At 51.2% G+C, this 24,567-nt stretch carries 26 protein-coding genes and 1 riboswitch; of the genes, 10 read left to right on the top strand and 16 right to left on the bottom strand.

From position 1 onward, the window contains the following. Positions 1–9: 9 nt before the first annotated feature. Complete coding sequence (norR, locus tag ACJ8W9_RS11180) at positions 10–1,545, bottom strand: nitric oxide reductase transcriptional regulator NorR (protein WP_411361106.1); 1,536 nt, start codon at positions 1,543–1,545, stop codon at positions 10–12. 163 nt (positions 1,546–1,708) lie between these two features. On the opposite strand from norR, the gene ACJ8W9_RS11175 reads away from it, so the two are divergent. Next, entirely contained in the window at positions 1,709–2,230 is a 522-nt protein-coding gene (locus ACJ8W9_RS11175) for a hemerythrin domain-containing protein (RefSeq protein ID WP_411359361.1), read from the top strand. Between the two features lie 2 nt (positions 2,231–2,232). On the opposite strand, the gene fnr is transcribed toward ACJ8W9_RS11175, so the two are convergent. Further along, positions 2,233–2,928 (bottom strand): fumarate/nitrate reduction transcriptional regulator Fnr, encoded by a 696-nt coding sequence (gene fnr / locus ACJ8W9_RS11170; protein ID WP_411361105.1) that lies wholly within the window; start codon positions 2,926–2,928, stop codon positions 2,233–2,235. 176 nt (positions 2,929–3,104) lie between these two features. On the opposite strand from fnr, the gene ACJ8W9_RS11165 reads away from it, so the two are divergent. The 4 genes from ACJ8W9_RS11165 (at position 3,105) to yjjG (ending at position 5,517) form a co-directional block, all read left to right on the top strand. Then, a complete protein-coding gene (locus ACJ8W9_RS11165; RefSeq protein ID WP_411359363.1) occupies positions 3,105–3,512 on the top strand; it encodes a DUF1761 domain-containing protein in 408 nt (135 codons plus the stop codon). 35 nt (positions 3,513–3,547) lie between these two features. Next, positions 3,548–3,733, top strand: a riboswitch (yybP-ykoY riboswitch). 5 nt (positions 3,734–3,738) lie between these two features. Next, entirely contained in the window at positions 3,739–4,299 is a 561-nt protein-coding gene (locus tag ACJ8W9_RS11160) for a TMEM165/GDT1 family protein (RefSeq protein ID WP_411361104.1), read from the top strand. Then, entirely contained in the window at positions 4,296–4,817 is a 522-nt protein-coding gene (locus ACJ8W9_RS11155) for a GNAT family N-acetyltransferase (RefSeq protein ID WP_411359365.1), read from the top strand. The genes ACJ8W9_RS11160 and ACJ8W9_RS11155 overlap by 4 nt, the downstream gene beginning before the upstream one ends. A 13-nt stretch (positions 4,818–4,830) precedes the next feature. Beyond that, positions 4,831–5,517, top strand: coding sequence for a pyrimidine 5'-nucleotidase (gene yjjG, locus ACJ8W9_RS11150; RefSeq protein WP_411359366.1), 687 nt, complete (start codon positions 4,831–4,833; stop codon positions 5,515–5,517). Here yjjG and ACJ8W9_RS11145 read toward each other — a convergent pair. After that, complete coding sequence (locus ACJ8W9_RS11145) at positions 5,503–6,189, bottom strand: gamma-glutamyl-gamma-aminobutyrate hydrolase family protein (protein WP_411359367.1); 687 nt, start codon at positions 6,187–6,189, stop codon at positions 5,503–5,505. The genes yjjG and ACJ8W9_RS11145 overlap by 15 nt on opposite strands. Then, entirely contained in the window at positions 6,165–7,136 is a 972-nt protein-coding gene (locus ACJ8W9_RS11140) for an amidoligase family protein (protein ID WP_411359368.1), read from the bottom strand. Before ACJ8W9_RS11140 ends, ACJ8W9_RS11145 begins: the two co-directional genes overlap by 25 nt. A gap of 131 nt (positions 7,137–7,267) precedes the next feature. Here ACJ8W9_RS11140 and ACJ8W9_RS11135 point away from each other — a divergent pair, with 131 nt between their 5' ends. The 3 genes from ACJ8W9_RS11135 (at position 7,268) to ACJ8W9_RS11125 (ending at position 9,058) form a co-directional block, all read left to right on the top strand. Then, a complete protein-coding gene (locus tag ACJ8W9_RS11135; RefSeq protein ID WP_411359369.1) occupies positions 7,268–7,765 on the top strand; it encodes a hypothetical protein in 498 nt (165 codons plus the stop codon). 30 nt (positions 7,766–7,795) lie between these two features. Further along, positions 7,796–8,116, top strand: coding sequence for a hypothetical protein (locus ACJ8W9_RS11130; protein ID WP_411361103.1), 321 nt, complete (start codon positions 7,796–7,798; stop codon positions 8,114–8,116). Between the two features lie 114 nt (positions 8,117–8,230). Further along, positions 8,231–9,058 (top strand): MipA/OmpV family protein, encoded by an 828-nt coding sequence (locus tag ACJ8W9_RS11125; RefSeq protein ID WP_411361102.1) that lies wholly within the window; start codon positions 8,231–8,233, stop codon positions 9,056–9,058. Here ACJ8W9_RS11125 and ACJ8W9_RS11120 read toward each other — a convergent pair. From ACJ8W9_RS11120 to pilM, 11 genes are all read right to left on the bottom strand, one after another. Continuing rightward, positions 9,029–10,261 carry an NAD(P)/FAD-dependent oxidoreductase gene (locus ACJ8W9_RS11120; protein ID WP_411361101.1) on the bottom strand — a complete coding sequence of 411 codons (1,233 nt, stop codon included), beginning with the start codon at positions 10,259–10,261 and terminating at the stop codon, positions 9,029–9,031. The genes ACJ8W9_RS11125 and ACJ8W9_RS11120 overlap by 30 nt on opposite strands. Beyond that, complete coding sequence (locus tag ACJ8W9_RS11115; protein ID WP_411361100.1) at positions 10,258–10,938, bottom strand: class I SAM-dependent methyltransferase; 681 nt, start codon at positions 10,936–10,938, stop codon at positions 10,258–10,260. The genes ACJ8W9_RS11120 and ACJ8W9_RS11115 overlap by 4 nt, the downstream gene beginning before the upstream one ends. Then, positions 10,935–11,393 (bottom strand): GNAT family N-acetyltransferase, encoded by a 459-nt coding sequence (locus ACJ8W9_RS11110; RefSeq protein WP_411361099.1) that lies wholly within the window; start codon positions 11,391–11,393, stop codon positions 10,935–10,937. The genes ACJ8W9_RS11115 and ACJ8W9_RS11110 overlap by 4 nt, the downstream gene beginning before the upstream one ends. Continuing rightward, the gene (locus ACJ8W9_RS11105) at positions 11,390–12,265 is read right to left on the bottom strand and encodes a Dam family site-specific DNA-(adenine-N6)-methyltransferase (protein WP_411359375.1); all 876 of its coding nucleotides are present in this window, start codon (positions 12,263–12,265) and stop codon (positions 11,390–11,392) included. The genes ACJ8W9_RS11110 and ACJ8W9_RS11105 overlap by 4 nt, the downstream gene beginning before the upstream one ends. A 16-nt stretch (positions 12,266–12,281) precedes the next feature. Then, complete coding sequence (gene aroB, locus ACJ8W9_RS11100) at positions 12,282–13,388, bottom strand: 3-dehydroquinate synthase (RefSeq protein WP_411361098.1); 1,107 nt, start codon at positions 13,386–13,388, stop codon at positions 12,282–12,284. Between the two features lie 15 nt (positions 13,389–13,403). After that, entirely contained in the window at positions 13,404–13,922 is a 519-nt protein-coding gene (gene aroK / locus ACJ8W9_RS11095; RefSeq protein WP_411359377.1) for a shikimate kinase AroK, read from the bottom strand. A gap of 122 nt (positions 13,923–14,044) precedes the next feature. After that, positions 14,045–16,144, bottom strand: a complete 2,100-nt coding sequence (locus ACJ8W9_RS11090; RefSeq protein ID WP_411359378.1) for a type IV pilus secretin PilQ — start codon at positions 16,142–16,144, stop codon at positions 14,045–14,047. Then, entirely contained in the window at positions 16,141–16,683 is a 543-nt protein-coding gene (locus tag ACJ8W9_RS11085) for a pilus assembly protein PilP (RefSeq protein WP_411361097.1), read from the bottom strand. The genes ACJ8W9_RS11090 and ACJ8W9_RS11085 overlap by 4 nt, the downstream gene beginning before the upstream one ends. Continuing rightward, a complete protein-coding gene (locus ACJ8W9_RS11080; RefSeq protein WP_411359380.1) occupies positions 16,680–17,261 on the bottom strand; it encodes a type 4a pilus biogenesis protein PilO in 582 nt (193 codons plus the stop codon). The genes ACJ8W9_RS11085 and ACJ8W9_RS11080 overlap by 4 nt, the downstream gene beginning before the upstream one ends. Further along, positions 17,258–17,851 (bottom strand): PilN domain-containing protein, encoded by a 594-nt coding sequence (locus ACJ8W9_RS11075; protein WP_411359381.1) that lies wholly within the window; start codon positions 17,849–17,851, stop codon positions 17,258–17,260. Before ACJ8W9_RS11075 ends, ACJ8W9_RS11080 begins: the two co-directional genes overlap by 4 nt. Beyond that, a complete protein-coding gene (gene pilM / locus ACJ8W9_RS11070; RefSeq protein ID WP_411359382.1) occupies positions 17,839–18,909 on the bottom strand; it encodes a type IV pilus biogenesis protein PilM in 1,071 nt (356 codons plus the stop codon). The genes ACJ8W9_RS11075 and pilM overlap by 13 nt, the downstream gene beginning before the upstream one ends. A 217-nt stretch (positions 18,910–19,126) precedes the next feature. Between pilM and ACJ8W9_RS11065 the strand changes: the two genes are divergently transcribed. Next, entirely contained in the window at positions 19,127–21,589 is a 2,463-nt protein-coding gene (locus ACJ8W9_RS11065; RefSeq protein ID WP_411361096.1) for a penicillin-binding protein 1A, read from the top strand. Positions 21,590–21,593: 4 nt separating this feature from the next. On the opposite strand, the gene metL is transcribed toward ACJ8W9_RS11065, so the two are convergent. Continuing rightward, positions 21,594–24,047 carry a bifunctional aspartate kinase/homoserine dehydrogenase II gene (gene metL / locus ACJ8W9_RS11060; protein ID WP_411361095.1) on the bottom strand — a complete coding sequence of 818 codons (2,454 nt, stop codon included), beginning with the start codon at positions 24,045–24,047 and terminating at the stop codon, positions 21,594–21,596. Between the two features lie 199 nt (positions 24,048–24,246). Here metL and metJ point away from each other — a divergent pair, with 199 nt between their 5' ends. Continuing rightward, positions 24,247–24,567, top strand: coding sequence for a met regulon transcriptional regulator MetJ (gene metJ, locus ACJ8W9_RS11055; protein ID WP_034730445.1), 321 nt, complete (start codon positions 24,247–24,249; stop codon positions 24,565–24,567).

The raw sequence follows: 24,567 nt of genomic DNA, 5'->3' as shown, positions 1-24,567 counted from the left end.
TCTACCGTGTTACTTCAAGCCCAAACGTTGCGCGAGTTTGTGTAAGTTGCTTGGATCGACTTCAAGTATACGTGCCGCTTGTGTCCATTTATAGTCAGCTTGTTGTAAAGCCTGTTCAATCATTTGCGTTTGCAATTGCTGCACGGCGTCTCGCAAGTTCATACTAGCAACAGCAAAATCTGTCGCATCGATAGTTTGTGATTGGTTCGGCGTGTTCGGCAAATCGAGCAACTCAACGCCGATGCTGAGTATTGAGTTACGATCAACGCCTTGACTCAACGCTTTGATCGCCGCGCGACTGACCGTATGTTCGAGCTCCCGCACGTTGCCCGGCCAGTCATAGCTTATCAAAGCGCGTTCTGCGGCAGCAGTCAGGCGCACCGCACGCAAACCCAAACGTGAACGGTTGAGTTCGAGAAAATGCCCGACCAGTAGAGGAATGTCGTCACGGCGTTCGCGCAATGGCGGAATAGGGAGCGGATAGACACTTAGGCGGTGATACAAATCAGCCCGAAAATCTCCGTTCTTTACTTGTTGCTGTAAATCACGATTGGTCGCTGCAACAATGCGTACGTTAACCTTGTGCGATTTATCACTACCCAAGCGCTGAATTTCGCCGTTTTGCAGTGCACGCAGCAGTTTCGCTTGTATCGTACTTGGTAGTTCGCCGATTTCATCCAAAAATAAAGTACCGCCGTCAGCACTGTCAAACTTGCCTGCACGCTCACTGGTTGCGCCCGAAAACGCCCCTCTGGTGTGGCCAAAAAGTTCACTTTCGGCAAGCGATTCTGGTAAGGCCGCACAGTTAACATAAATCAGAGGCTTGGTGCTGCGATTTGACCACCGATGAAGTTGTCGTGCAAACAACTCTTTGCCTACACCCGTTTCACCTAGTAACAGTACGGGTAGGTCGGCACTGGCCACCACTTCAAGCTCTTGTAGGACTTGTTGTAACGCGGCGCTGCGACCAATGATGTCATTGCTGCTGGTGCTGTCGTTGCTGAGTGCGGTATCGGTATCGCGTCGACTTTCGCGCAACGCCCGGATACCTTGCTCGATTTGCCCCATACGTATTGCGGCTTCGACCAGTAAGCTAGCCCGTTGTAACTCGCGCATGGTTTGCGCATTGAAAGTGCCAGGTTCAAGGGCATCCAACGTCAGCGCCCCCCAGCATTTACCGTCTACGTAAAGCGTGATGCCCATACAATCGTGTACGGCGAGGTGGCCGTCTGGGCTGTCTTCAATAAGGCCATCATAGGGGTCAGGCAATGCACTGTCGGGCTCAAACCGCACGGTTTCTCGGGCTGCGAGAATTGCCGCAAGACGGGGGTGTTGTTCGGTGACGAAGCGCCGCCCAAGTGCTTCACGAACCAACCCTATACTTGCGATAGGACGCAGCACTTGCTGGTCCTGCTGCAATAACACCACCGCACCACAGCTAAAATGACAGCGTAGTGTAGAGACCACCTTTTGTAACCGCACCACAGCAGGTAATTCGGTCACCAGATCGGCGATAAGTGTTTCTAAAAGCGATGTATCGTGCATGGTTAAAAGAACCCAAGTTGGCGGCTTTACCCGTAAATCAGTGGGTCTAATTTACCATTCACCGACAAATAGCTATATAAATCAAAGTAGGTAGATCTGGCATCAAACTTGCAAAAATCATAGCGACACACATGCGAAAGCAGTAACTTTTGAGGAAATAAACATGTCGCAACAACTTATTCAGCAATGGCAAGATGCTCCGGTAAACGAACTCATCCAACATATTCTCGCCAACTACCACGAAAAGCACCGTCGTCAATTGCCGGAGTTGATTCAATTAGCGCGGAAAATTGAAGACGTACACAACGATCATCAAGAATGTCCAGTTGGTCTTGCTGATCTGCTGAGCGAAATGGCCAATGAGCTCGACAGTCACATGATGAAAGAAGAGCAAATCTTATTTCCTATGTTAGCTGGCGGCATTTATCCAAGCGGTCCGATTGCAGTCATGGAAGAAGAGCACGGCGAACATGAGCAGTTGCTCGAGCGTTTGGCAAACTTGACGCACCAAGGCAAAGCGCCACGTGGTGCATGTGGTAGTTGGATCATGCTCTATGAAGGTACCAACGAACTTATGTCAGATTTGCGCGAACATATTGCGTTGGAAAATGAGGTGTTGTTCCGTGAGCCAGTAGCGTCCGCACCGCAGCATGGTAAAGACTTCTGCTGCGGTTCATGTCAATAGGATTAGGCGGCCAGGGCGCGCAGGCGCTCTGGTTCATTAATCGCTACTAGTTTGTTTTGCACGGTCAACAAGCCTTCTTGCTGTAATTGCGTGAGCAAACGGCTGATAGTTTCAACGGATAGACCAAGATAATTACCAATGTCAGCGCGCGTCATCGAGAGGCGAAACTCACGACTCGAAAGACCGCGTTGCTGAAAGCGAGACGACAATGTTACGAGAAAATTCGCCAAGCGCTGCTGGGCAGTGTGGTGGTTCAAATTACCTAACAAGGTTTTACTGGCATGTAATTCGCCGCTCATCACCCGCAACAGTTGTTTACGCAACCCCGGCAACTCGGCCGATAGTTGATCAAGTGACTGAATCGGAATCTCACACAACATGGTGGTTTCCAGAGCTTGAGTGTAACTGCGGTACTGGCCATCAATAAGGCCATCAAAACCTATTAAGTCACCTGGCAAATGAAAGTCGATGATTTGCTCGCCACCCTGGCCATCTAAGGAGTACGATTTTAACGAACCTGACCGCACAGCATAGAGAAACTTCAGAGGTTCGCCGCTATGAATCAACACATCTCGCTTTTGCAAGGGCCGATGACGCTGAATAATGGTATCCAACTTCTCCGTTTGCTCTGGGCTCAGCTGATACGGCAAACACAAGGTTGCCATGCTGCAATTTTGACAATGAATGTGTGACGTCATAGTTTTCACCACTTAAATTTGACCTACCGCAAAGCGATATACTGGTGAAAAGTATACGCCAGTTGCAAAAAAGTTAAACAGTTTCTCAAGTGGTAATCTGTAGTTTCCTATTTAGGGGTAGATCAGCTATAAGTTTCCCTGTAGTCAAAAAACAATAACAAATAGGATGACAACCAATGGAAACAATGGCGATTAATTACTGGGCGGTGCTGGTGGCAACCCTACTCAATTTGGTAGTGGGGGGATTGTGGTATTCACCCATGCTGTTTGCCAAAGTCTGGCAACGCAGCGCTGGCATCAGCGATGAAAAGCTCAAAAACTTTAATGCAGCTAAGGTGTTTGGCATTACCTTAGTGGTGTCTTGGATTATCTGTCTGAACCTCGCATTTTTTCTTGCCGCACCTGGCACTGACTGGCAGTGGGGCATGACTGCCGGATTCCTTGCCGGATTTGGTTGGGCGAGCATGATTTTTATTGTGATTAGCTTATTTGAGCAACGTTCCTTGGCGTATATGCTGGTGCACGGTGGCTACATCACTGTCTACTTTACGCTTGCCGGGCTGATCCTCGGAGCCTGGCAGTGAGCGAATTGCGTCGGCGTGATGATTGGGCTAAAATGCGCCTCGTCTTAGGGGAGTAGTCGACCTGCCGCGCGGCGTGCAGGAGAATACGTCAACATAATTGAGCCCTCAATGGCTCATGGTGTATTCGTTTCGGGCCACCGAAACTGGCAAGACCTGAGGTAAAGAGCAACCGCTAACTGGCGGGGGTTGCTGTTTGCCTTTGGTACAGGTCCCGCCGGAGTACATCATGGAAGCTTTTTTCACCTCAACAGTAGCTGTTGCAATTGCAGAAGTGGGCGATAAGACCCAACTTTTGAGTCTATTGCTGGTTGCTCGCTATCGCAAAAAGTGGCCGATCATTATCGGCATTATTGCCGCAACACTGATCAATCATTTCATCTCTGCTTGGTTTGGTAACTGGTTTGCTGATTGGCTTCCTGAGCAATATGCCGGCATCATCATTGCGCTGAGCTTCATCCTGATTGGCCTCTGGGTGCTGGTGCCCGACAAAATTGATGATGAAGAAGCACAGTGCTCCTGCTATGGCGCCTTGTGTACCACTTTTGTACTCTTTTTCTTAGCAGAAATTGGCGATAAGACCCAAGTCGCTACTATTGTTCTAGGTGCGCAATATGCGAGCGTTTTTTGGGTGACCATGGGAACTACGCTCGGCATGTTGATTGCCAATGTTCCTGTGGTACTGTTAGGTGAAAAGCTGATGCGCAAAGTGCCATTGAGCTTGGTACGTTATATCGCCGCAGCCGTGTTTATACTTATTGGCATTGCGACCCTATGGTGGCAAGCATGAAGGTGATAACAACAACAGCAGCGCTCGCGCTGCGTGAAGTGAACTTGGATGATGCGGCGTTCATCCATGAACTCTATTGTGGTGAGGATTTTCGGCGTAATATCGGCGACCGTGGCATTGCGACCCTTGACGATGCAAAATGGTTTATCAACCACAAGTTGCGTGGGAGTTATCGGGAGCATGGCTTCGGACTCTGGGTGGTTGAGGTTAACGGCGAGCCAGCTGGCGTCTGTGGCCTGGTCAAGCGTGACTACCTAGCGTGTCCAGATATTGGTTTTGCCTTATTGCCACGCTTCTATGGTCAGGGCATAGCCCGCCAGGCTGCGTTAGCAACCCTTGATTATGCAGTTGAGCATTTACAACTCCAGCAAGTCTTAGCGATCACCAGCCAAGCCAACAGTGCCAGCCAGCGCTTGCTGAGCTCGATTGGATTTCAGCCAACGGCTGCTGTCACTGAGCCAACAACTGGCGAGCAACTGACCACTTTTATGTGGTCTCCCAGCGTTCCCATTGCTTAATTACAGGCAACATATGACCTTACACAATTACGATTGGCTACTGTTCGATGCTGACGAGACGCTCTTCTCATTTGATGCATTTGTGGGCTTACAGCACATGTTCCAAGCTTATGGGGTAACCTTTCAAGCGCACGACTACAGCGAGTACCAAGCGCTTAATAAACCGCTATGGGATGCTTATCAAGCAGGGCAAATTGACGCGAAAAGCTTGCAACGACAGCGCTTTGAGCAATGGGCGGCCAAGCTTGAGGTCAGTGCCGACGAACTTAATTCCGCGTTCCTTACTGCTATGGTGCACATTTGCAAACCGTTAGAGGGCGCACGCGAGCTCTTGGAAAAAGCGCGTACTGCGGCGAAAGTTGGCATTGTCACCAATGGTTTCACTGAGCTGCAAGAAGCCCGATTACAACAAACGGGCTTACGTGACTTAGTTGATTTGGTGGTTATTTCAGAGCAAGTCGGAGTAGCGAAGCCAGATCCACGGATTTTTGACCATGCTTTGCAACAGATGCAGCAGCGTGCGCGCGAGCGCGTGCTGATGACCGGAGACAATCCACACTCAGATGTACTCGGTGCGCAACGCAGCGGCTTGCACGCCTGCTGGCTCAATCGACGGGCTGAGCAGTTTCCACTTGCCGAGCCACCGCATTTTACGGTGACCTCATTACCTGAACTGCAGGCGGTATTAAGCGAGGCTTGATGAGCGCTTCGCGGCCTTCACCAACCAGCGAAAAATACGGAGTTCGCTGGGCACATAAAACAAGTATTCGGGGTGCCACTGAACCCCCAGTATTTGATGTTCGCCGGTACTTTCAATAGCTTGTGGAATGTCATCAAGGTCGTGTGCGACGATTTTCAAATCGCGGCCTACATCATGCACCGCTTGGTGATGCAAGCTGTTGACTCGCAGTTTGGGCTTATCGATGAGATCGCGCAATTTGCTCTCAGCGGCAATAAAGACTTGCTTGGTCGGTAGTAACCCAGGTCGGTTGTAAGTTTTTTTACGAAGATGCCGTATATCATCATAAAGATTACCGCCGTGCACGACGTTGATTAACTGCGCACCACGGCAAATACCCAGCATCGGCACATTATCGCGAAGGGCTTTTTTGATCCAACGAATTTCTAGGTCGTCGCGTTCCGAGTCATGTTTGACCTTGCCGGATAAGGTGCCGCCGTAATGTTCCGGTGAAATATCGCTACCACCGCCAATAATCATGCCATCGAGCGGCAACCCAGACGGTCGATGGTGAACGCTGATACGTTCCACTTCGGCGCCGCAGAGCCACAAGGCTAAGCGCGTACACCACCAACTTGGTGACCACTTCTTACCAGCGCCGGTAACACCTATCCGAGGTTTTCGTTCAGCCATGTATCTACCTTGGTAATCCAGGGTTGTCGGGCGACACCGAGCACCGGTCGGTCGGCTGCTTGAAAGGCCTGTGCTAACTCTTGCAGTGCTTTCGGTCGACTTGCGAGCTGTTCAACCTGGCACCAAATCTGCCAGTCAGTTTGCAGTGACCAGTCGGTCTCATTGATGCGACAATTAGGTAACCGATAATGCAGTGTGGGGCGCGCTTTGATTTTGTTGTCATCTAACTGAGCACGCACCCGCTCCGCATCGAGTTCGGCGAACAGTGGCAACATATCTAGCGCGCGGTTCCGGGTCGGATTAGCTGCCAAATAGTCATCGATCAACTGTTCGAGCGTCACTTCGTCATACGCCACTAGCTGGCGCACATAGTTCTCAGGATAGAGATCAATATAAGGACTCACGCGCCTTGTTTTGTCGACATCGTGAGCGCGCACGAGCCACCATTGCAGCAGTGCATAGGCTTGCATGTAGTGCAAGATGGTAGTCGGCTCATGATCGGGTAGCTCCGGATTGATATGGGTGCCGTAAGCCGCAATAAAGGACTCGTCGGTGCCTTGCGCACCGGCATCACGCAACGCGTTGATAAGCTCACTCAAGGGCTCTAGCGCGTCCATTGCCAGTGGTGGTGAAACCACTTCTATCGGCACCACATAACTGGCGGCTTGGCTGAGCGAATCAAGCCATGCCTCAGCGTTAGCATGCTCGCCTTGGTCGGCGGCGAGTTGTTGCAAAAATTGCCAGTCGATTTCAATTTTAAAGTCGCCGCGCGGGCTTTCGACCTGCCAACGTGCAGGAGATTTCGCATAGGGGGAGCCGCCAAAGACCCGTGCGACGGCCTCAGCTGCAGTGGCGACATCAATACCAGAAAATTCAAACTCGAAACCGACGCGACGCACTTCACCCGAAGCTTTTTGCAGACGCGGAGGACGTGCAAAACTTGGCATACTAGCCCCTTGTTTTCGTTTGTGTGCAACCACTCTAGCCTACCATGCGCAAATTTGTTTAGAAATCAGCAATAAAACACGGTAACTTAAGCACTAAGAATAACAATAACATCACAATCAAAGGATACCTTGTGAACTACTTAACTGCAGCCACTGTTTTATCTGCATTTTTAGCCATCGCACCTGCAACCGCGCAAATCGGCGATGAAGAAGTGAATTACGATGTGCGCGTCAAAGAAGCGCTTGATACAGTGGGTCTCACTTACGAGATTGATGAAGACAATGACTTTAAACTCGTCATCGAATTTGACGATGAGCGCTCGCATGTTGTTTATGTAAGCAGCGAAACCTACCGCCTTGAGGATCTAGAGATTCGTGAAGTATGGTCAGTCGGCCACTTGCAGAAGATGCCATTCGACCGACAACTTGGCGAAGACTTTCTATTGCGTAGCGCGCAAGTGCGTTTAGGCGGCTGGGAATTGCAGCAGTGGGGCGAGGATTACGTGGCGATTTTTCGGGCCAAAATGTCCGCGCAGTCGACCGGTGATGCGCTCTATACTGCTATTAGTGCAGTAGCCGCAACCGCTGACGAAGTTGAAGAAGAACTGGTCGGCACCGACGAACTCTAATCTGCCGTATGGCAACCTAAGGAAACCACAATGAAAAAGTTAACCACGTTTGCCATGCTCGCTTGTTTGACGCTCGGTCTCACCGCGTGTTCAAAAGCAACACCTGAAGAACAAGCGCTGCAGGCGATGAGCGAATTTGCTGATGAGCTAGAAAGCTTGGCGCAACAAGACAAAATCTGCGAATCAGAAGTGACAGCCATCAGCGAAGAGTTCGAAGCCAAACTGCCCGCCGAAGACAGCAATGTCGAAACCGATATGACCGCCGAGCAACAAGAGCAACTCGAGAGTCTCACCATGCGCATCGCCCAATCGATGTTCGGCATGATGATGAAAGTCGATAGCGGTTGTTAATTAACCGCTTTGGCAAAAAAGGCTTACTCTGCATAGATCCTCCCATGGCGATATTAAGTACTATACTCAGAATTTGAGGGAGCACTTTCATCACCTCATATAGGGAGCGTTCATATGAAAAAATCTATGGGTTTATTGTTGGCGGTTGTGCTCAATGGATCTCTTATTCAAGGCGCATTAGCGCAGGAAGAGCAAATTGAGTTAGTGCCGCTGCCGTCGATCGATGACTTCACTCGCGGTGAGGACGGCTGGGCTTTCGCACTCGGCGCCGGTATTGAATATGAAGCTGCCTACGAAGGTTCGGACGAATTTGGTTTTGAGCCAGATCCTGCGGGCGGGATTCAATGGCGCAGCGGTGATAATATTTTCTACTTTGCTGGTGAAGCCATTGGTTGGCGTGGTCTCCGCGACGACGTCTGGCTACTTGAGGCGACCATCGGCTTTGAAGAAGGTCGCGAAGAAGGTGACTCGGATGACGGCTACTTAAATGGACTTGGCGATTCGGACGAAGGTACTGAGTTGGTCCTCCAAGCGCGTCGTGCCTTCGATACTGACTGGCGCTACTGGCTCGACGGCCGTGTGGTTACGGGAGAAAACGGTAACCTAGGTATCTTCGGGGTCGGCACCCGTTTCGGTGAGCAAAAGGACGGCAGCGGCTCTGAGTTAGCGCTAGTTGCGGTGTATCACGATAGCGAACTGGCCAACAAAGACTTTGGCATAACGGCTGAGCAAGCAGTGGCCTCTGGTTTGGCCCAAACCAACATGAGTGGTGGCTTCCGCTCAGTCGGCGTGCACTACAATTACAAAAAATATATCAACGAAAATTGGCGGATTTACGTCGAGGCGCTTTACGAGCATTACAGCAGCGACGTACAAGATAGTCCAATTGCCCGCAGCGACTATGAAGCAGAGTTAGGTATCGGCTTTATTTACGTGTTCTAACTTGCTTTTAGCAGCATTGCTCAGTGCTTGCGCGCATGCGTAAGCACTGGCCCACGCCCATTGAAAGTTGTAGCCACCAAGCCAACCCGTCACATCGACCACTTCACCGATAAAGTACAAGCCAGCTTGTTTTTGACTGGCCATGGTTTTCGAGCTTAGTTCGGTGGTATCAACGCCCCCTAATGTCACTTCTGCGGTGCGATAGCCTTCAGTGCCGTTCGGCTGCACCGGCCATGCTGAGAGCGTTTCGGCGATGTCATCGAACAGCGCATTACTGCAATCAGCGAGTTTTTTGTCGGGCCATTCTTGCGTTGCCACTAAGGCGCTGGCGAAGCGTTTCGGCAGCCATTGCTGCAATGCCGTATGCAAACCAAGTTTGGGGCGTTCTTGGCGTAAGCTTTGAAGTTCGTCGCGCACTTGCACTTCGGGAAGTAAATCAACCTTAAACTGTTCACCCGGCAACCAGTAGGATGATAGCTGCAGCATCGCTGGGCCACTTAGCCCCCGATGGGTGAAGAGCATGGCTTCTTTAAAACTGGCGCGCGCGTTACTAGCAACTACGTCTACCGCAAGCCCGGAGAGTTCACTGTAGGCTTGTTTATCGTGATCGTGCAGGGTAAAAGGCACCAGTCCGGCCCGCACCGGCAGTACGGTATGGCCGAACTGCTCAGCGATTTGATAGCCCAAAGGTGTTGCCCCCAATTTCGGCATCGACAGCCCACCACAAGCAACGACGAGTTGCGGCGCCTGTAAGGGCCCCTGTGACGTTGTTATCTGGTAGGCCTGTCCATCGTACGCCAGCTGTTGAATCTCGGTGCGTAGTTGCACGCGGGCGCCGTATTGGCTGCATTCATCGAGCAGCATGCGCACGATCTGCTTGGCCGAGTCGTCACAGAACAGTTGTCCGAGGGTTTTTTCGTGATAGGCAATGCCGTGTTTTTCGACCAGCGCGATAAAGTCCCACTGGGTATAGCGGCTGAGGGCCGATTTACAAAAATGCGGATTGCTCGAGAGGTAATTCTCGGGACTGGCGTAAAGGTTGGTGAAGTTACAGCGACCGCCACCAGAAATAAGAATTTTTTTACCCGCTTGTTTGGCGTGATCTATGACTATTACCTTCAGGCCGCGCGCCGCGGCCTGCCACGCACAATGCAAACCGGCAGCACCGGCTCCGATGATGATAACGTCAAAGGTTTGGCTCACGACTGCACCCTCGCAGTATCGCCCGCATCGGCACACAGATAGACATCGAAACGATGCTTCTTGCTGATAATTTGGTGATCTGGCTTACGCTGTGCCAGGAAGTCTGCATGTTGCGGGCGTTTCACCACTACCCGCTGACGGGCAATGCGCAAGGCAGGGGCAAGCAACTCATCGGCATCTAAGTCGGTACCGACCAACTGCTGGAACATTTGCATGTCTTTTTTGACTGCGGCTTTTTGCTTGCGATCACCTTTTGGATACATCGGGTCGAGATAGACCACATCGAAGCTGTGTGCTGGGGCTTGGCCGAGTTCTGAAAATTCAGCCATACGCAACCGTTCAGTAAATTCGGGAGCTTGCGTATACAAGCGCTGTAGCGCGTCGGCTAATAATTCGCGCACCATCGGCTGGCGCTCATTCAAGGTAACCTTGGCGCCGAGGTTGACCAATACCCAGGCATCGCGAGCAAGCCCAGCAGTGGCGTCTAACAGCGTGAGATTTTTATACTTATGTAAACCACAGGCGCGGGCAATGGCCTCGTCTTTCAGGTTCGCTTGTTGCCCGCGAAATGCTTGCTTGCCACCCAGAAAGTCGATGACCAAAGGCTTCATGGTCGGTTGTTCAAGCCACACCAACCCAAGTCCTGCAGGCGTTTGTTGCAAAGCAAAGGAGCTCACACCGAGCGTTCCATATCGACATGAGGAATGTCGTCTTCAAGGTACTCATCGCTGATTTCAATAAAGCCAAAAGAGCGGTAGAAATCACGTAAGTAGACTTGTGCCCCAAGGCGGATGGGGTGTTGCGGAGCTTGCTGCTGACACCATTCGATAGCGCGGCGCATGAGCTCACGCCCGAGTCCTTGGCGGCGCACTTTGCCAGCACTGATCACGCGCCCGATACGACTGTAGTTCGCGGTGGCGCTGGGTAAAAACAAGCGTGCATAAGCGACCATATCGCCATTGCCATCGGTTGCCCATAAATGAAACGCTTGGTCATCAGCACCATCAGCGTCTTGATAGGGGCAGGTCTGCTCCACTACAAACACGGCTTGGCGCAGTTGCAATAATTGGTAGAGCTCTTGGATGTTGAGCTCAGCAAAGGATTTGAGGGTCCACTTCAGCGTTTGACTCATAGCGCTAGTTTCCGTTTCGCTTGTGCCAGCGACACTACATTGGCGGCGCGGGCATAGGGTGCATAAAGCGCCAGTACTTCTGCGACCTTACCGCGGCCATCGCCTTTGGGGCTGATAAAGCGTGACACTTGCAGCGTTTGTAAGTCGGCGTCGGCGTACAGTAAGCGGGTGAGATCTGTATCGTGGTTACTGATCAATACTGGAATACCACGTTTGTGAGCGGCATGCGCGGCGCGGCGCGCGAGTTCATGCTGTTGATCGAGGCTAAAGCCGGTGGTCGCGTAACTGGTAAAGTTAGCCGTTGCAGTCAACGGTGCATAGGGCGGATCGCAATACACTACTGCGCCTTTGCGGGCCCGCCGAAAGACCTTCTCGAAGCTCATACAGGTGAACACAGCTTGCTGTGCTTTTTCGGCAAAAATTTCAATTTCTTGCTGCGGGAAATAGGGCTTGCGGTATTGCCCAAAGGGTACATTGAATTGACCTGACCGATTGTAGCGGCACAAACCATTGTAGCCATGGCGATTGAGGTACAAAAACAACAGTGAACGCTGGTAAACGTCAGTGCTGGCGTTGAACTGTTGGCGCAACGCGTAATAAGCACTGTCGTTATTGTTGGCATCGATAAAAAACTTGCGCGCATCATTGATAAAGGTTTGCGGGCGGCGTTTGATAGTTTTGAACAAGCCAATGAGGTCAGGATTAATATCGTTTAGAACGTAGCTAGGATAATCCGTGTTGAGAAACACTGAGCCGGCACCGACAAAGGGTTCGACCAGCTTATCGCCCTCAGGCAAGAGAGCGGTAATCGGTTCGATCAAGCTAAATTTGCCGCCTGCCCATTTCAAAAAGGCGCGATTTTTTTTCGTCACAGATAGTGGTCCAAGCTTAGCTAGAAGTTGATGTCAGCGCGCTAATGGCGGCCCAAACAGGCTGCCAATCAGTAACGGTGCGTACCTCCGCGTGGCCAATGCGGGTTGGCAGTACCAAGCGGATACGCCCAGCTTGTACCTTTTTATCACGTTGCATGCGTGCTTGCCACTGGCTTTCGCTCAGCTTGGGCGCCTGCGTAGGCAAGCCAAATGCGCTGAGTAAATGACAGATACGATCGACTTCCGCGCTGCTGAGCTCGCCCTGCTGCAGCATAAAGTGCGCAGCAATGGCTGTACCTGCGGCGACGGCTTCACCGTGGCGCCAACTGGCGTAGCATTCGGCTTCAATGGCGTGACCAAAAGTATGGCCAAGATTCAGTAGAGCGCGGACGCCGTGCTCATGCTCGTCGGCCGCGACAATCTCAGCTTTGATTTCGCAGGAGCGCGCTATGGCATAGGCTAAGGCTTGGGGATCGCGCGCGTTCAATGCTTGTTGCTGTTGTTCCAGCCAAGCAAAAAACTCGGCATCGTAAACAATGCCGTATTTAACGATTTCCGCGAGCCCGCAGGCATAATCGCGATCACTCAGGGTCAGCAAACAATCATGGCTAATGACCACGGCCTGAGGTTGGTAAAATGCACCTACTAGGTTTTTTCCGCCAGGATGATTGATGGCAGTTTTGCCGCCAACTGAGGAGTCTACTTGTGCCAGTAAGGTGGTCGGGATCTGATAAAACGCGACGCCGCGTTGAAAAGTTGCAGCGACAAAGCCAGCCAAGTCTCCAACAACACCACCACCGAGAGCAATCACTGCACAGTCTCGGTTGAAACTCGCGTTGATCAGCGTGTCCATGACCAAGCCGTAGTTTTCTAGGCTTTTGCCATGCTCGCCATCGGGGATCTCATGCACGATAACTTTGCATGATGCAGGCAAGGCATCACGTACCGTCGCCAGATAATGGGAAGCAACTAGGGCGTTGGTAATGATGGAGACTTGCTGGGGGAGTCGTGGCAAAAGGTCAGCGAGCTGAGGTAGCAACTGCTGACCGATAAAAATGGGATAACTGCGTTCGGCAAGACCAACTTGAATACGGTGTGAAATAGCCTCAGGGTTGGCTTGCATTGGTAAACTCCGCGGTTAAAGCCCCACTTGCTCGATAATTTTATCGACCACAAACTTAGCATTCTGCTCGTCGGTACGCACTACGACGTCAGCAATCTCTTCGTACAGAGGATTACGAATAGCCGCAAGCTCTTCAAGCACCGCACGAGGATCGTCTGCTTCGGCAATCAAAGGCCGACGTTTGTCGCGTTGCGTGCGTGCCAGTTGTTTTTCGATGGGCGTTTGCAGGTAAACCACAATGCCGCGCGCCGACAAGCGATTGCGACTTTCTTTGCTCAGAATTGAGCCGCCGCCAGTTGCCAAGACAATACCAGTATTCTCGGTTAGCTCTTCGATAACTTTTTCTTCACGCGCACGAAAGCCTTCTTCACCTTCCAACTCGAAGACCCACGCAATATCTGCACCGGTGCGGCGTTCAATTTCGGTATCGGAATCGAAGAATTCTAGATGAAGTTGTCGAGCAAGTTGTCGACCAATGGTACTTTTGCCGGCCCCCATAGGGCCCACTAAGAAAATGTTACGTTTTTCAGCCATATCTTTGCTTTACATCACTCGTTAACAGCTGTGACTCACGGAATCCGGAGTGTCTTTAGACCTTCCTTAACCCAACCAAAAAGAGGCGGGATTATCGCAAGTCACAGCCATTTAGGCAAGGACTAAGGCGTCGACATTACAATTCGTGGCGTTACGAAAATCAATAATTCACGTTTTTCATGAATTTGACTGTCGTTGCGGAACAATACGCCCACGTATGGAATATCGCCAAGCACTGGCACTTTAGTGATGTCATTGAGAATTTGCTGCTGGTAGATACCACCTAGCACAATGGTTTCACCGTTTTCGACCAGCACTTGTGTACCGATTTCTTGCGTATCGATAGAAACTGCAGGACCCGTCGGTGTTTGCACCGTTTCACCACGGGTATTCTGGGTGATCACCAAATCCATAATGACGCGGTTATCAGGTGTGATTTGCGGTGTCACTTCGAGTCCCAATACGGCCTTTTTAAACTGTACTGAAGTCGCACCAGAAGATGCGCTCTCTACGTACGGAATTTCCGTACCTTGTTCAATATAGGCTTTTTTCTGGTTCGCTGTCGTGATGCGCGGACTAGCAATCACTTCACCTTTGTTCTCCCGTTCAATTGCCGAGAGTTCAAGGTCAAGCAAGCGACCGTCTGCCAACTTGGCGATTTGGAAGCCAATGGTTGCGCCTGGGTTGGTCACCGGTAAATTCACGTTGAAGTCACCACCGGTCTCAGTATCTGAGCCCCACAGGTCAGGACCATCGATATTCGGATTGGTCAGGCCCCAGTTGATACCGAGCTCATCGCTGATGTTGTCACGCACAGTGACCATGCGTGCTTCAATCACCACTTGCTTGACCGCCACATCGAGGGTTTTCACCATCGATTCGACTTCTTCAATTTGGCGTGGTGTGTCGCGGACCAGCAATGTGTTGGTACGTTCATCAACGGTAACCGCGCCGCGCTCCGATAATAAATCAGAGCTTTCGGTGCGCAAAATAGCAGCAATATCAGCAGCTTTTGCGTAATTGATCTGAATGTAAGCACTCTCAAGCGGTGCCAGCTGTGATAGGCGTTGCTTAGCTTCTAGCTCCTGCGCTTCGCGCTCAGCTAACTCTTCAGAAGGCGCAACAATCAGAATATTGCTATCCATGCGGCTCGATAAACCTTTTACGCGCAAAATCGTATTCAGGGCGCGCTGCCAAGGCACATTCTCAAGGCGCAGGGTAATGTTGCCGGTGACAGATTCACTCGCCACTAAGTTCAAATTGTTCTCGTTGGCCAAAATTTGCAGCAACTGACGCACCGGAACGTCTTGGAAATTGAGTGAGATAGGACGTTGCGAACCGTCATTTTCTACCACTTCAACCGGTTCCGAAAACTTCAAGTTTAAGTGTCCGTCAATTTGTTCGAGTTGATGCTGGAATGGCCCTTTACCGGTAATAGTGATCACCGCATCGGCGCCTTCACGGAAGGTCTCAATATGGGCGATAGGGGTGGCAAATTGACTCACATCAAGCACATACAGCAGGTCGTCATCAATATCTGTGTCGTACAAGGTGAGTTCTAAACGGTTACCACGCACACGCGCTTCGTGATCAATACTATCGTCGCTTAGGTTGACGCGTAATAAGGCAACGTCTTCAGGCAAGCGGGTAAAATCGATATCAGTAACACTTGGTAGATCGCTGTTAGTGCTAGCGCTGGTGGTAACGACAGCAGGCTGCTGCGGCGCTGTTGATTGCTCTGGCGCCTCGGTAACGGCCGCCGTTTCAGGTTCAGTGCTTTCAGCTTCTGGCTCAGTCGTGGTCACAGGTGCAGGATCTGCCGCTGTATCTGCGTAGGTCTGCTCTTTACCGGAATCGACAAACACTAAGACCATTACGCCCTCATAGCGGCTCATCAGGTGCTCTAATGGCTTTGTGGTGGTCACGCGCAGCAAGGTATCCTCGCGTTGCTGGCGCAGCTCCACATCACGCAGTAACGGGTGATCAGCAAGGTTTTGCACACCGTTACTGAGGTCATTGGCAGTACCGAGCAACAAGAATTCGTGCACCAACGGGTTGTCACTACGTCGCACCACGGGCGCTTGCACCGCTTCAGCGAAATGCACCTCAAGGTTGAAGCGATCATTTGCCAACGGAATTTGTTCGATACGTACTAGCTCATTTGCGCTGGCCATCACTGGCAGCAGCAGCGCGAGCATGATGAAACGAATAGCGTACGTCATAGATCTGAACTCCCTTGTGTACCCGGTAGGCGCAGTGCGGTTTCGCGTTGTTGCCAACAACCATCACCGGCTGGAACCCATTCAGTTATCATTATGAAATCTGGGTTAATTTGTGAAACTTGTCCAAGATTGAGCCCGATGTAGGCGCCCATCGCGACGCGATACAGTCGCCCCTGGTTGGTGCTAAGCAACGCAACTTGGCCATCCGCTCTGGTTTGCATGGTGCCGACCAGCGTGAACTGATCAAGCCCTAGCGACTCTAGCTCGGTGCGCGGGCGCTCGAGGTTCGGTTGTGGACATCCTGGCGTATTCTGACCCGGCTCTGGTGCGTTGAGGCGCGCCGGTTCGAACGGATTCCGATAATTAGTACCAGTGTACTCAACACGCGCGAGTTCTGGCAGTGAGGGCAACGGTGGTACACTAGGTACAGATTCGGCGCGCACTCGTTCGGTGTAGGCAACCAGATCTTGGTTACCGCTTTGTCCGCAGCCAATCAACAAGAATGCAGCAGCGATTGAGAGGGTGACACGATAACTCATGGTTCTGCCCTCAAGGTTTGTTGCCGATAGGTCTCAGCGGTCACATTCAAGCGCAATTCTGAGGTTAAGTCTTCGCGTTCTAAGGTGAAATCTTTAACGCTGATAATCCGATGTAAACCAGCGATTTGTCCAATAAATTGACCGATTTGATGATAACCGCCTTGCAAATCAAATCGCATCGGTAATGCGGTGTAGAATTCACGCGGCTGTGACGGTAGCCATTCAATGCGATCGAAGTCCAGTCCGCTGCGGGTGCCTACCAAGGTAATATCATCAAGTAAACGAGCCGTTTCATCGTCATTCGGCAACATGTCTAACAAGACTTCAAGATCTTCATTGAGTTGTTCGAATTGCTCGCGATAAACCGGCAAATTGACCGCCGATTGGTATTTAATTTGGTAATCTTGCTTTAATTGGGTTTCTTTGGCTTGCTCGCGCTTGTAGGCAGCCCATTCATCGGCAAGCAAGAAGTGGTAGCCTAAGCCGACACACACGACAATGAGCAAAATCAGTGCACCAAAGCGGAAGGGTGCAGGCCAAAATGGAATTTCATTAATATCTAATTCGCGAAGGTTCATGCGCCACCTCCTGCAGCTTCATCATCAGTCATTTCTTCAGCCGGCTGCCAGAGTTGTACACTGAGACTGAAAGCACTGTATTCAGTCGGGCCAGCTTCACCTTCCGCGTCGTTCTCAATTTCACGTAGCATCGGGTTACGGAACACCTCCGAGGTACTCATCGCTCGTAAAAACTCTGATACGCGATTATTGGAAACACTGCGGCCGCGCATGTTCAAGACATTGCCACGTTTTTCCAGGGTCAAAATATGCACACCATCGGGCGTTAGCTCAGATAGCTCGTTGAGCATCCGAATCGCCGTGTTGCGGTCGCGATGCAGCGACTGAATGAGTTCCATACGATTAATAATTTCGTCTTTCTTCTTATTAATTTCCTGAATCTCAGCGATTTGCTCGTCTAGTATGGCGATTTGCGCCTCTAGGTACTGATTTCGCGCCCGTTGTTCTTGTTGATAGTCTTGCACCACGGTGTAGGCTGCAAACAGCAATCCAGCCGCAATCGCCAGTGCGATAAAGGCTTTGATGCCAAAGGCTTGTTTGGCGCGTTGACGTGCGATGTCACGCCATGGGAGCAGGTTTACGTGTGCCATGGTGTAAAACTCCGTAACGCGAGCCCAAGGGCCTCAACAAAGCGCGGTCCATGTGACTGTAAATGAGAGTATTTGTCCGGCAATGGGAAGTGCTCGAACGGGTTTAAGCTAATCACTGGATAGTCGACTTGTTCACTCATGGCTTGTGCGACCATAGGCAGCATAGCGCCACTATTGATAAGAAGCACACCCGCAAAATCTTTTTTCGGTGAGTTACTGCGATAAATTTGGATGCCGCGACTGACTTTGGCCCATAAGTTGCCCAAAAAATCTTGCACTAACAAAGGCGAGAACTCATCGACCTCATCGGAGCGTAGCTTGGCAAATAATTCGCCGTGGTCAATTTTACCTTCATCATCTAGCGCGCTGAATAATTGCCCAAGCCCACCACTTTGATAACGGGTAAACAGCACTTCGCCGCCACCAATCACAATGGTTTGTACCGCGGCGCTGCTAATATCGAGAACTAACAAAGGCAGCTTGTTGTCATACAGATCAGGGTAGAGATGCGGCATGACATGGTCGCAGGTGCGTAGAATGGCTTGGTTATCAACATCCATGATCCGCACTTTGAAGCCGGCTTCTTCGAGTGCTTGTACCCGTGTGTCGACACTCATGGTCCGCGTTGCGGTCACCAGCACACGCTGTTGGCCGGGCATGGTCGGATGTTCGCCAAGACTTTCGAAATCGTAACGAACTTCAGCTAAGGGGAAAGGAATTAGCGCTTCAGCTTCAGTCTCAATTTTTTCTGAGATGGCTTCGTCATCGAGGTCGATGCCTACCGCGATTTGTTTGGAAATCGCTTGGCTCCCAGAGACCGAGCCAACAATATCGATAGCACGTGCACTTAAAGACTTGCGCGTCTGCTTGAGCGCACGAGCGAGTTTCTCTATGTCGGTAATTTCATCGTCGGTAATCAGATTCTTGGGCAACTGGGTTTCAGCTGCGCGCACAATCTCATACGTCTCCCCTTGGGCTACGAGTTCGATTGCCTTGATTGCGTCTGTTCCGATATCGATGCCTAGACCAGGCTTTTTACCTAGACCAAACAGCCCCATAATGTTCTCCCGATGGGAATTGAAAATGGCTTATAATTTATTGTTCTTAGTTGCCACATGCTGCGCACGTCATAGTGTAAGATTTACGCAAAGAGTCTAGCAGACAATGTTAACGCGTAGGAATCTTTACGTATCGCTTTATAATAAGACGCAGTCTATAGCAATTCCTAACTATTTGTTTACAAGATAGCACCAGATCCAAAAAAGGATAAATTTTGTGAAAATCCTGAAGTGGTTAATGTATAGCCTATTTATAGCAATTGTTCTAGGGGGAATTACAGTTGCTAGCATGTATTGGTACTTCGAAGATGAACTACCAAGCGTGGCTGAATTGCGCGATGTGCGCTTGCAAACCCCGATGCAAGTCTACTCAAGCGATGGTGAATTGATCGCGCAATTCGGTGAAATTCGGCGTATTCCGGTAGCCCTCGAGGATGTGCCGCAGCCCTTAATTGACGCGTTCTTAGCGACCGAAGACCAGCGTTTTTATCAGCATTGGGGCATCGACCCTATTGGCGTGATGCGTGCGTTTGTTGACTTAGTTGTCACCGGTGAAATTCAAGGCGGTGGTAGTACTATAACGCAACAGTTGGCCCGAAATTTCTACCTTACTTTTGAGCAAACGTGGACGCGAAAAATAAAAGAGGCATTTATTGCCTTGCGGCTCGAAAGTGAACTCGAAAAAGATGAAATTCTTGAGTTGTATCTGAACAAAATCACTTTCGGGCATCGCGCGCATGGTGTCGGCGCTGCCGCCCAAGTGTATTACGGAAAAGAGCTGCAGGATTTAACGCTGGCTCAGATGGCAATGATTGCCGGCTTACCCAAAGCACCGTCAACCATGAACCCGATTTCCAACCCAACACGTGCTGAAGAGCGTCGTGCGGTGGTACTCGGGCGGATGCTGGCCGAAGATAAAATTACCGAAGCTGACTATCAGACTGCTCTAGCAGAACCGATTCGCACCCGCCTGCACGGTGCAGAAGTGACCATGAGCGCGCCTTATCTTGCTGAAATGGTCCGCGCCGAAATGGTCGCGCGTTATGGCGAAGAAACGGCTTATAACAGTGGCCTTAAAGTTTATGTGACAGCGAGCGCACAACAGCAACGGGCGGCGCAAAAAGCGGTCCAGCACAATCTCCACAATTATGATGAGCGGCATGGTTTCCGTGGTGTTGAAGCACAACTCTGGCAAGCCGAGAACGACAGCATGCCAGCGCGTGAAGAACTGCTCGAACAATTGGAGAACTTTGAGCGCATTGGTTTGACGTTGCCGGCAGTGGTGCTTGCCACCACCGAGCAAGAGGCGCAGTTGTTATTTGCAGACGGCACCGAGGCAACCTTGCCGTGGGCCGGAATGGCCTGGGCGCGACCTTACATAAACCCAGAACGCCAGGGTAATGCGCCAAGTACTGTTGCTGACATTTTTACCGTAGGTGCTGTGGTACGCGTGCGTGAAACGGACAACGGGTGGCGCCTTGCGCAGATTCCAGAACCAAGCGCGGCGGTCGTTGCACTGCGTCCAAACGACGGCGGTATCGCCGCTGCAGTGGGCGGTTACAGCTTTAAGGTGAGTCAGTACAACCGCGCAGTGCAGGCTGAGCGACAAGTGGGTTCGAATATTAAGCCCTTCATCTATTCGGCGGCGTTGGATAATGGCTTCACGCTGGCGACCTTAGTGAATGACGCACCCATCAACCAGTGGAACCCAGGCAGTGGTATTGCTTGGCGGCCGCGCAACTCGCCTGATGTTTACGATGGCCCGATACGTGTGCGCCAAGCCCTAGCGAAATCGAAAAACGTGGTATCGGTGCGCCTGCTCCGTGCAATGGGGATCGAAACTGTGGTGCAGCATTTGACCAAGTTTGGTTTTGATTACGACGAGTTACCGCGCAATGAATCCTTATCGCTGGGTTCGTCGTCGATGACACCACTTGAAGTTGCGCGTGGCTATGCAGTTTTTGCCAACGGCGGCTACTTAGTCGAACCTTATTTCATTGAACGTATTGTTGATGACAACGATGCCGAGATCTACACCGCCCGTCCGAAAGTTGCCTGCATTGAATGTGAGCCAGAACATCGTGATGTGGTGCAAGCACCGCAGGTAATCTCTGAACAAAATGCCTTCTTGGTGACGCAAGCGATGAATTCAGCGGTGTGGGGCGGCGGTAGTTGGGCACACAAAACCGGTTGGAATGGGACTGCGTGGCGCATCCAACGCTCGGATGCCATCATCGACAAAGCCGGTCGCAACATCGTCGGTAAGACAGGTACCACCAATGATGTTAAAGATACCTGGTTCTCGGGCTATGTATCGGGACTCGTGACCACTGGCTGGGTCGGTTTCGATAATCTCGAACGTGCCCTTGGTAGCACCACTATGAACAGTAATCTTGATAGTTCAGAACAAGCGATCAGTGGCACCGAAGCCGGTGCGAAAACGGCCCTGCCAATGTGGATTGAGTTTATGGAGGGAGCGATTTCACAAGTCGCAGCCGAGCCATTCGAAGTGCCTCCGGGCCTTGTTATGGCGCGCATCGATCTGGCAACCGGCAAGTTGAGCCGAGCCAATGACTACACCACACGTTTCGAGTATTTCTTGCCGGGTACGGCGCCAAAAGAATACGTTGATGACAAGTCGTCAACAACCGTGTTCGGTGATGACGACTCGATTTTCTAAACCTTTATTTGGCTTTTGCGAGGCGGCTTAGCAGTTGGTTCAAATCTGACTGCACGCCGCCAGCGGTGACTTCTTTACCGGCACCTGGACCACTGATCACCAACGGCATCTCGTGATACCAATCGGTATAAATCACGAAAATATTCTCGCCTGGAATCAAGTTCGCCAACATGTCGCCCTCAGGAATGTATTCAATGCCGACCCGCGCCCGTACGCTGTCGTCATCCTGCACTGCGAAGCTGGCGAGTAAGCGCGGTACTTTAGCGGTCTTTTGCGCATCTGCGTAGAGATCTTGCATACCGTCATCGAGTTCTGGTAAGCGCTGCATAAACTCTTCGAGCGGGATTTCCGCAAGGTGTTCGGGCAGCAGGCTGTCGACATCGATATCTTTCCAGTCCAAGCGCAAACCAATCTCACGGGCGAGTATCAACAGCTTGCGAATAATGTCTTGGCAGGACAAATCTTCGCGCGGATCCGGCTCTGTTAAACCGCGTTGTTTGGCGTCACGCACCAGATCGCTAAATTTCACGTCGCTATTAAAGTTCTCGAACAACCACGACATGGTGCCCGAGAAAATACCGGAAATGCTGCGAATGGTGTCACCTGAATTGCGCAGGTCATTGAGCGCATAATTCAGTGGCAAGCCAGCACCCACGGTGGTGTTGTAATACCACTCACGCTGATACTCTTGCTGAATCGTGCGAATTTCGCTGTATTGGCTCTCGTTCGACGCGCCGGCGCGCTTGTTGGCACTAATGATGTGCAAACCGTTCGCGAAAAAGCTCGGATACAACTGTGCCACCGCGATGGCATCGGTCAAATCGAGCATCACCAGCTCATCATATGGCGCGTTCGGCAATTCAGGGATCAGCTGACTCATTTCGTAGGGGCGCGCCAAACGTTCAAATTGATCTTGCCAGTCGGTCAAATCAAGGCCGTTGTAGTCGAGCCACATCTGCGTCGAGTTGAGAATACCGATAATGCGTACATCCATTTGCTCGTTGATGCGTTCACGCAAGCGGCGATACAGCGACAGCCAAGCGCTACCGATATTACCGCGGCCGACCACCAGTACGCCAAGGCTACGGCGGTGATTAAACAACTGACTGTGAATACGGTTCAGTAGGCGATTGTCGAGCTTCTGTTCAAGAATCGCGACCACCGCGTTATTGTCAGGCGTCAATGCCAAGCGCCGTAGGGCCTGTTCGCTAACTTCTTGTTTAAACACACCGAACTGTTCAGTTTCTTGGATACGATTGCCGACCAACGCCAACATCGCATACCCGGTCAGTTGGCTAGCGTTATTTTTGCTATCGACCTGCTCCAACCAGCCCGTCATGTAATCTTGATGGTTTTGGTGATAGGCATAGTAGGCCTGATGCTGGGCAATTTCGTTCCAGCTAATCAGCGGTGTCAAATCCAGCTCTTCAAAGGCTTCAATGAGCTTGGCATCGCGCAAGTCGACGCGGAACAAAACAACGTCGGCAAGCGCAGTAAGCACTTTACCGGTGGGTTCGGTGTCTTCGTATTGGCCGATGCGAGTTTGTTGGTTCTCGACTTTTAGGCTTGAGCGTACGGCAATCACCATGCGGTCACGATTCACCGGTTGAAAGGTGCGTGGGTGCAACACGGGGCTGCCCAAACGGGCGAGTTCTTCGGCCTCGCGCCAATCGAGAATCGGTAAGCTGACGACGCGCTCAACTTTACGTGGATCGGCAGAATAAACGCCGGCGACGTCTTTCCAAATCGTGACTTGCTTGGAGTCAATCAGGCTGCCGACCAAGGTGGCAGAATAGTCGCTACCGTTGCGGCCGAGAATCAATGAGCGTCCGCCGGGGTCGCTACAAATAAAACCGGTGACAATAAAGCGGGTGCCAGCATGCGGGGCGATGCGATTCAACAAACCTTCACGTGAGACCTCAACGCGAATCAAGGGCTCCGGTGCGTCATCCGCGACTAAGAAGCTACGCGCATCGATGTAGTCAGCACGAATGCCTTGTTGTTGCAGCAAGGCGGCCAATAGGCGTGCCGACCATAACTCACCATAGGAAAGTAACTCTGGGCGATTTTTGATCTCTTCACCACCGGCTAACCAGTTCCACCAGCGGCTGAAGTCCTGTTTGGAAGCCTCCATGACGCTTGTGAAGATTTCACCGCTTAGTAACTCAGTAATCAAGCCCTGTTGATACTTTTCTAGCTGTTTCAACAACACTTCAGCCATACCGAAGTCGTCAGTTTCATCGCCTTCTTCTTTGGCGTCAATGATCGCCAAAATACGGTTGGTGGTATCGCCAGCGGCAGACACTACGACTAAATCACTAGCTCCGGCATACTCCGTAACGATGCGGGCAACGCGACGATAGCAATAGGCATCAGCGAGGCTGCTACCCCCGAATTTGTGAACCTGTACCTGTTCGGCAACGGCTTCGATTTGTGCGGTTGAAACCTCTAAAGTCATGATGCGTCTGCGTTCTCCAGTATGCGAGTATCAAAGTATAAAAGTTGCGATTATACGGTGAGCGAACTGTGCAATAAAGCGTCTTGACCCAAGGTTAGCAGAATTAAGCCGTATAGACAGCTAAGCGTATAAAGTTGACGGAATGTTTTTGCACGGTACAATTCACTGGTGTACACAATAACAACAGCAGGGGCGCAAAATGGAGTGGGATGGCGAGTATATCTATCCGTATGTAGAACACGGACAAAAAAGTGAGAAGGTAAAGAAGATTACCGTCTCAATTCCTACCCGTGTACTGAAAGTGCTGACCGACGAGCGCACCCGTCGGCAAGTCAAGAATTTACGTCATGCCACCAACAGCGAATTGCTCTGCGAGGCGTTTTTACATGCCTTCACTGGGCAACCGCTGCCGGAAGACGACGACTTGCGTAAAGACAATCCACACAAAATTCCAGCATCGGTGCGCGACGAATTAAAACGCCGCGGTTTGCCGATTCCAGCCGACGACGAGCTCGAGTAA

The sequence above is a fragment of the Pseudidiomarina salilacus genome (assembly GCF_047323925.1).
In the GTDB taxonomy this organism is placed as follows: Bacteria; Pseudomonadota; Gammaproteobacteria; order Enterobacterales; family Alteromonadaceae; genus Pseudidiomarina; species Pseudidiomarina salilacus.
The sequence above is the reverse complement of the archived record's forward strand: the minus strand, read 5'-3'. Positions and strand labels throughout refer to the sequence as shown.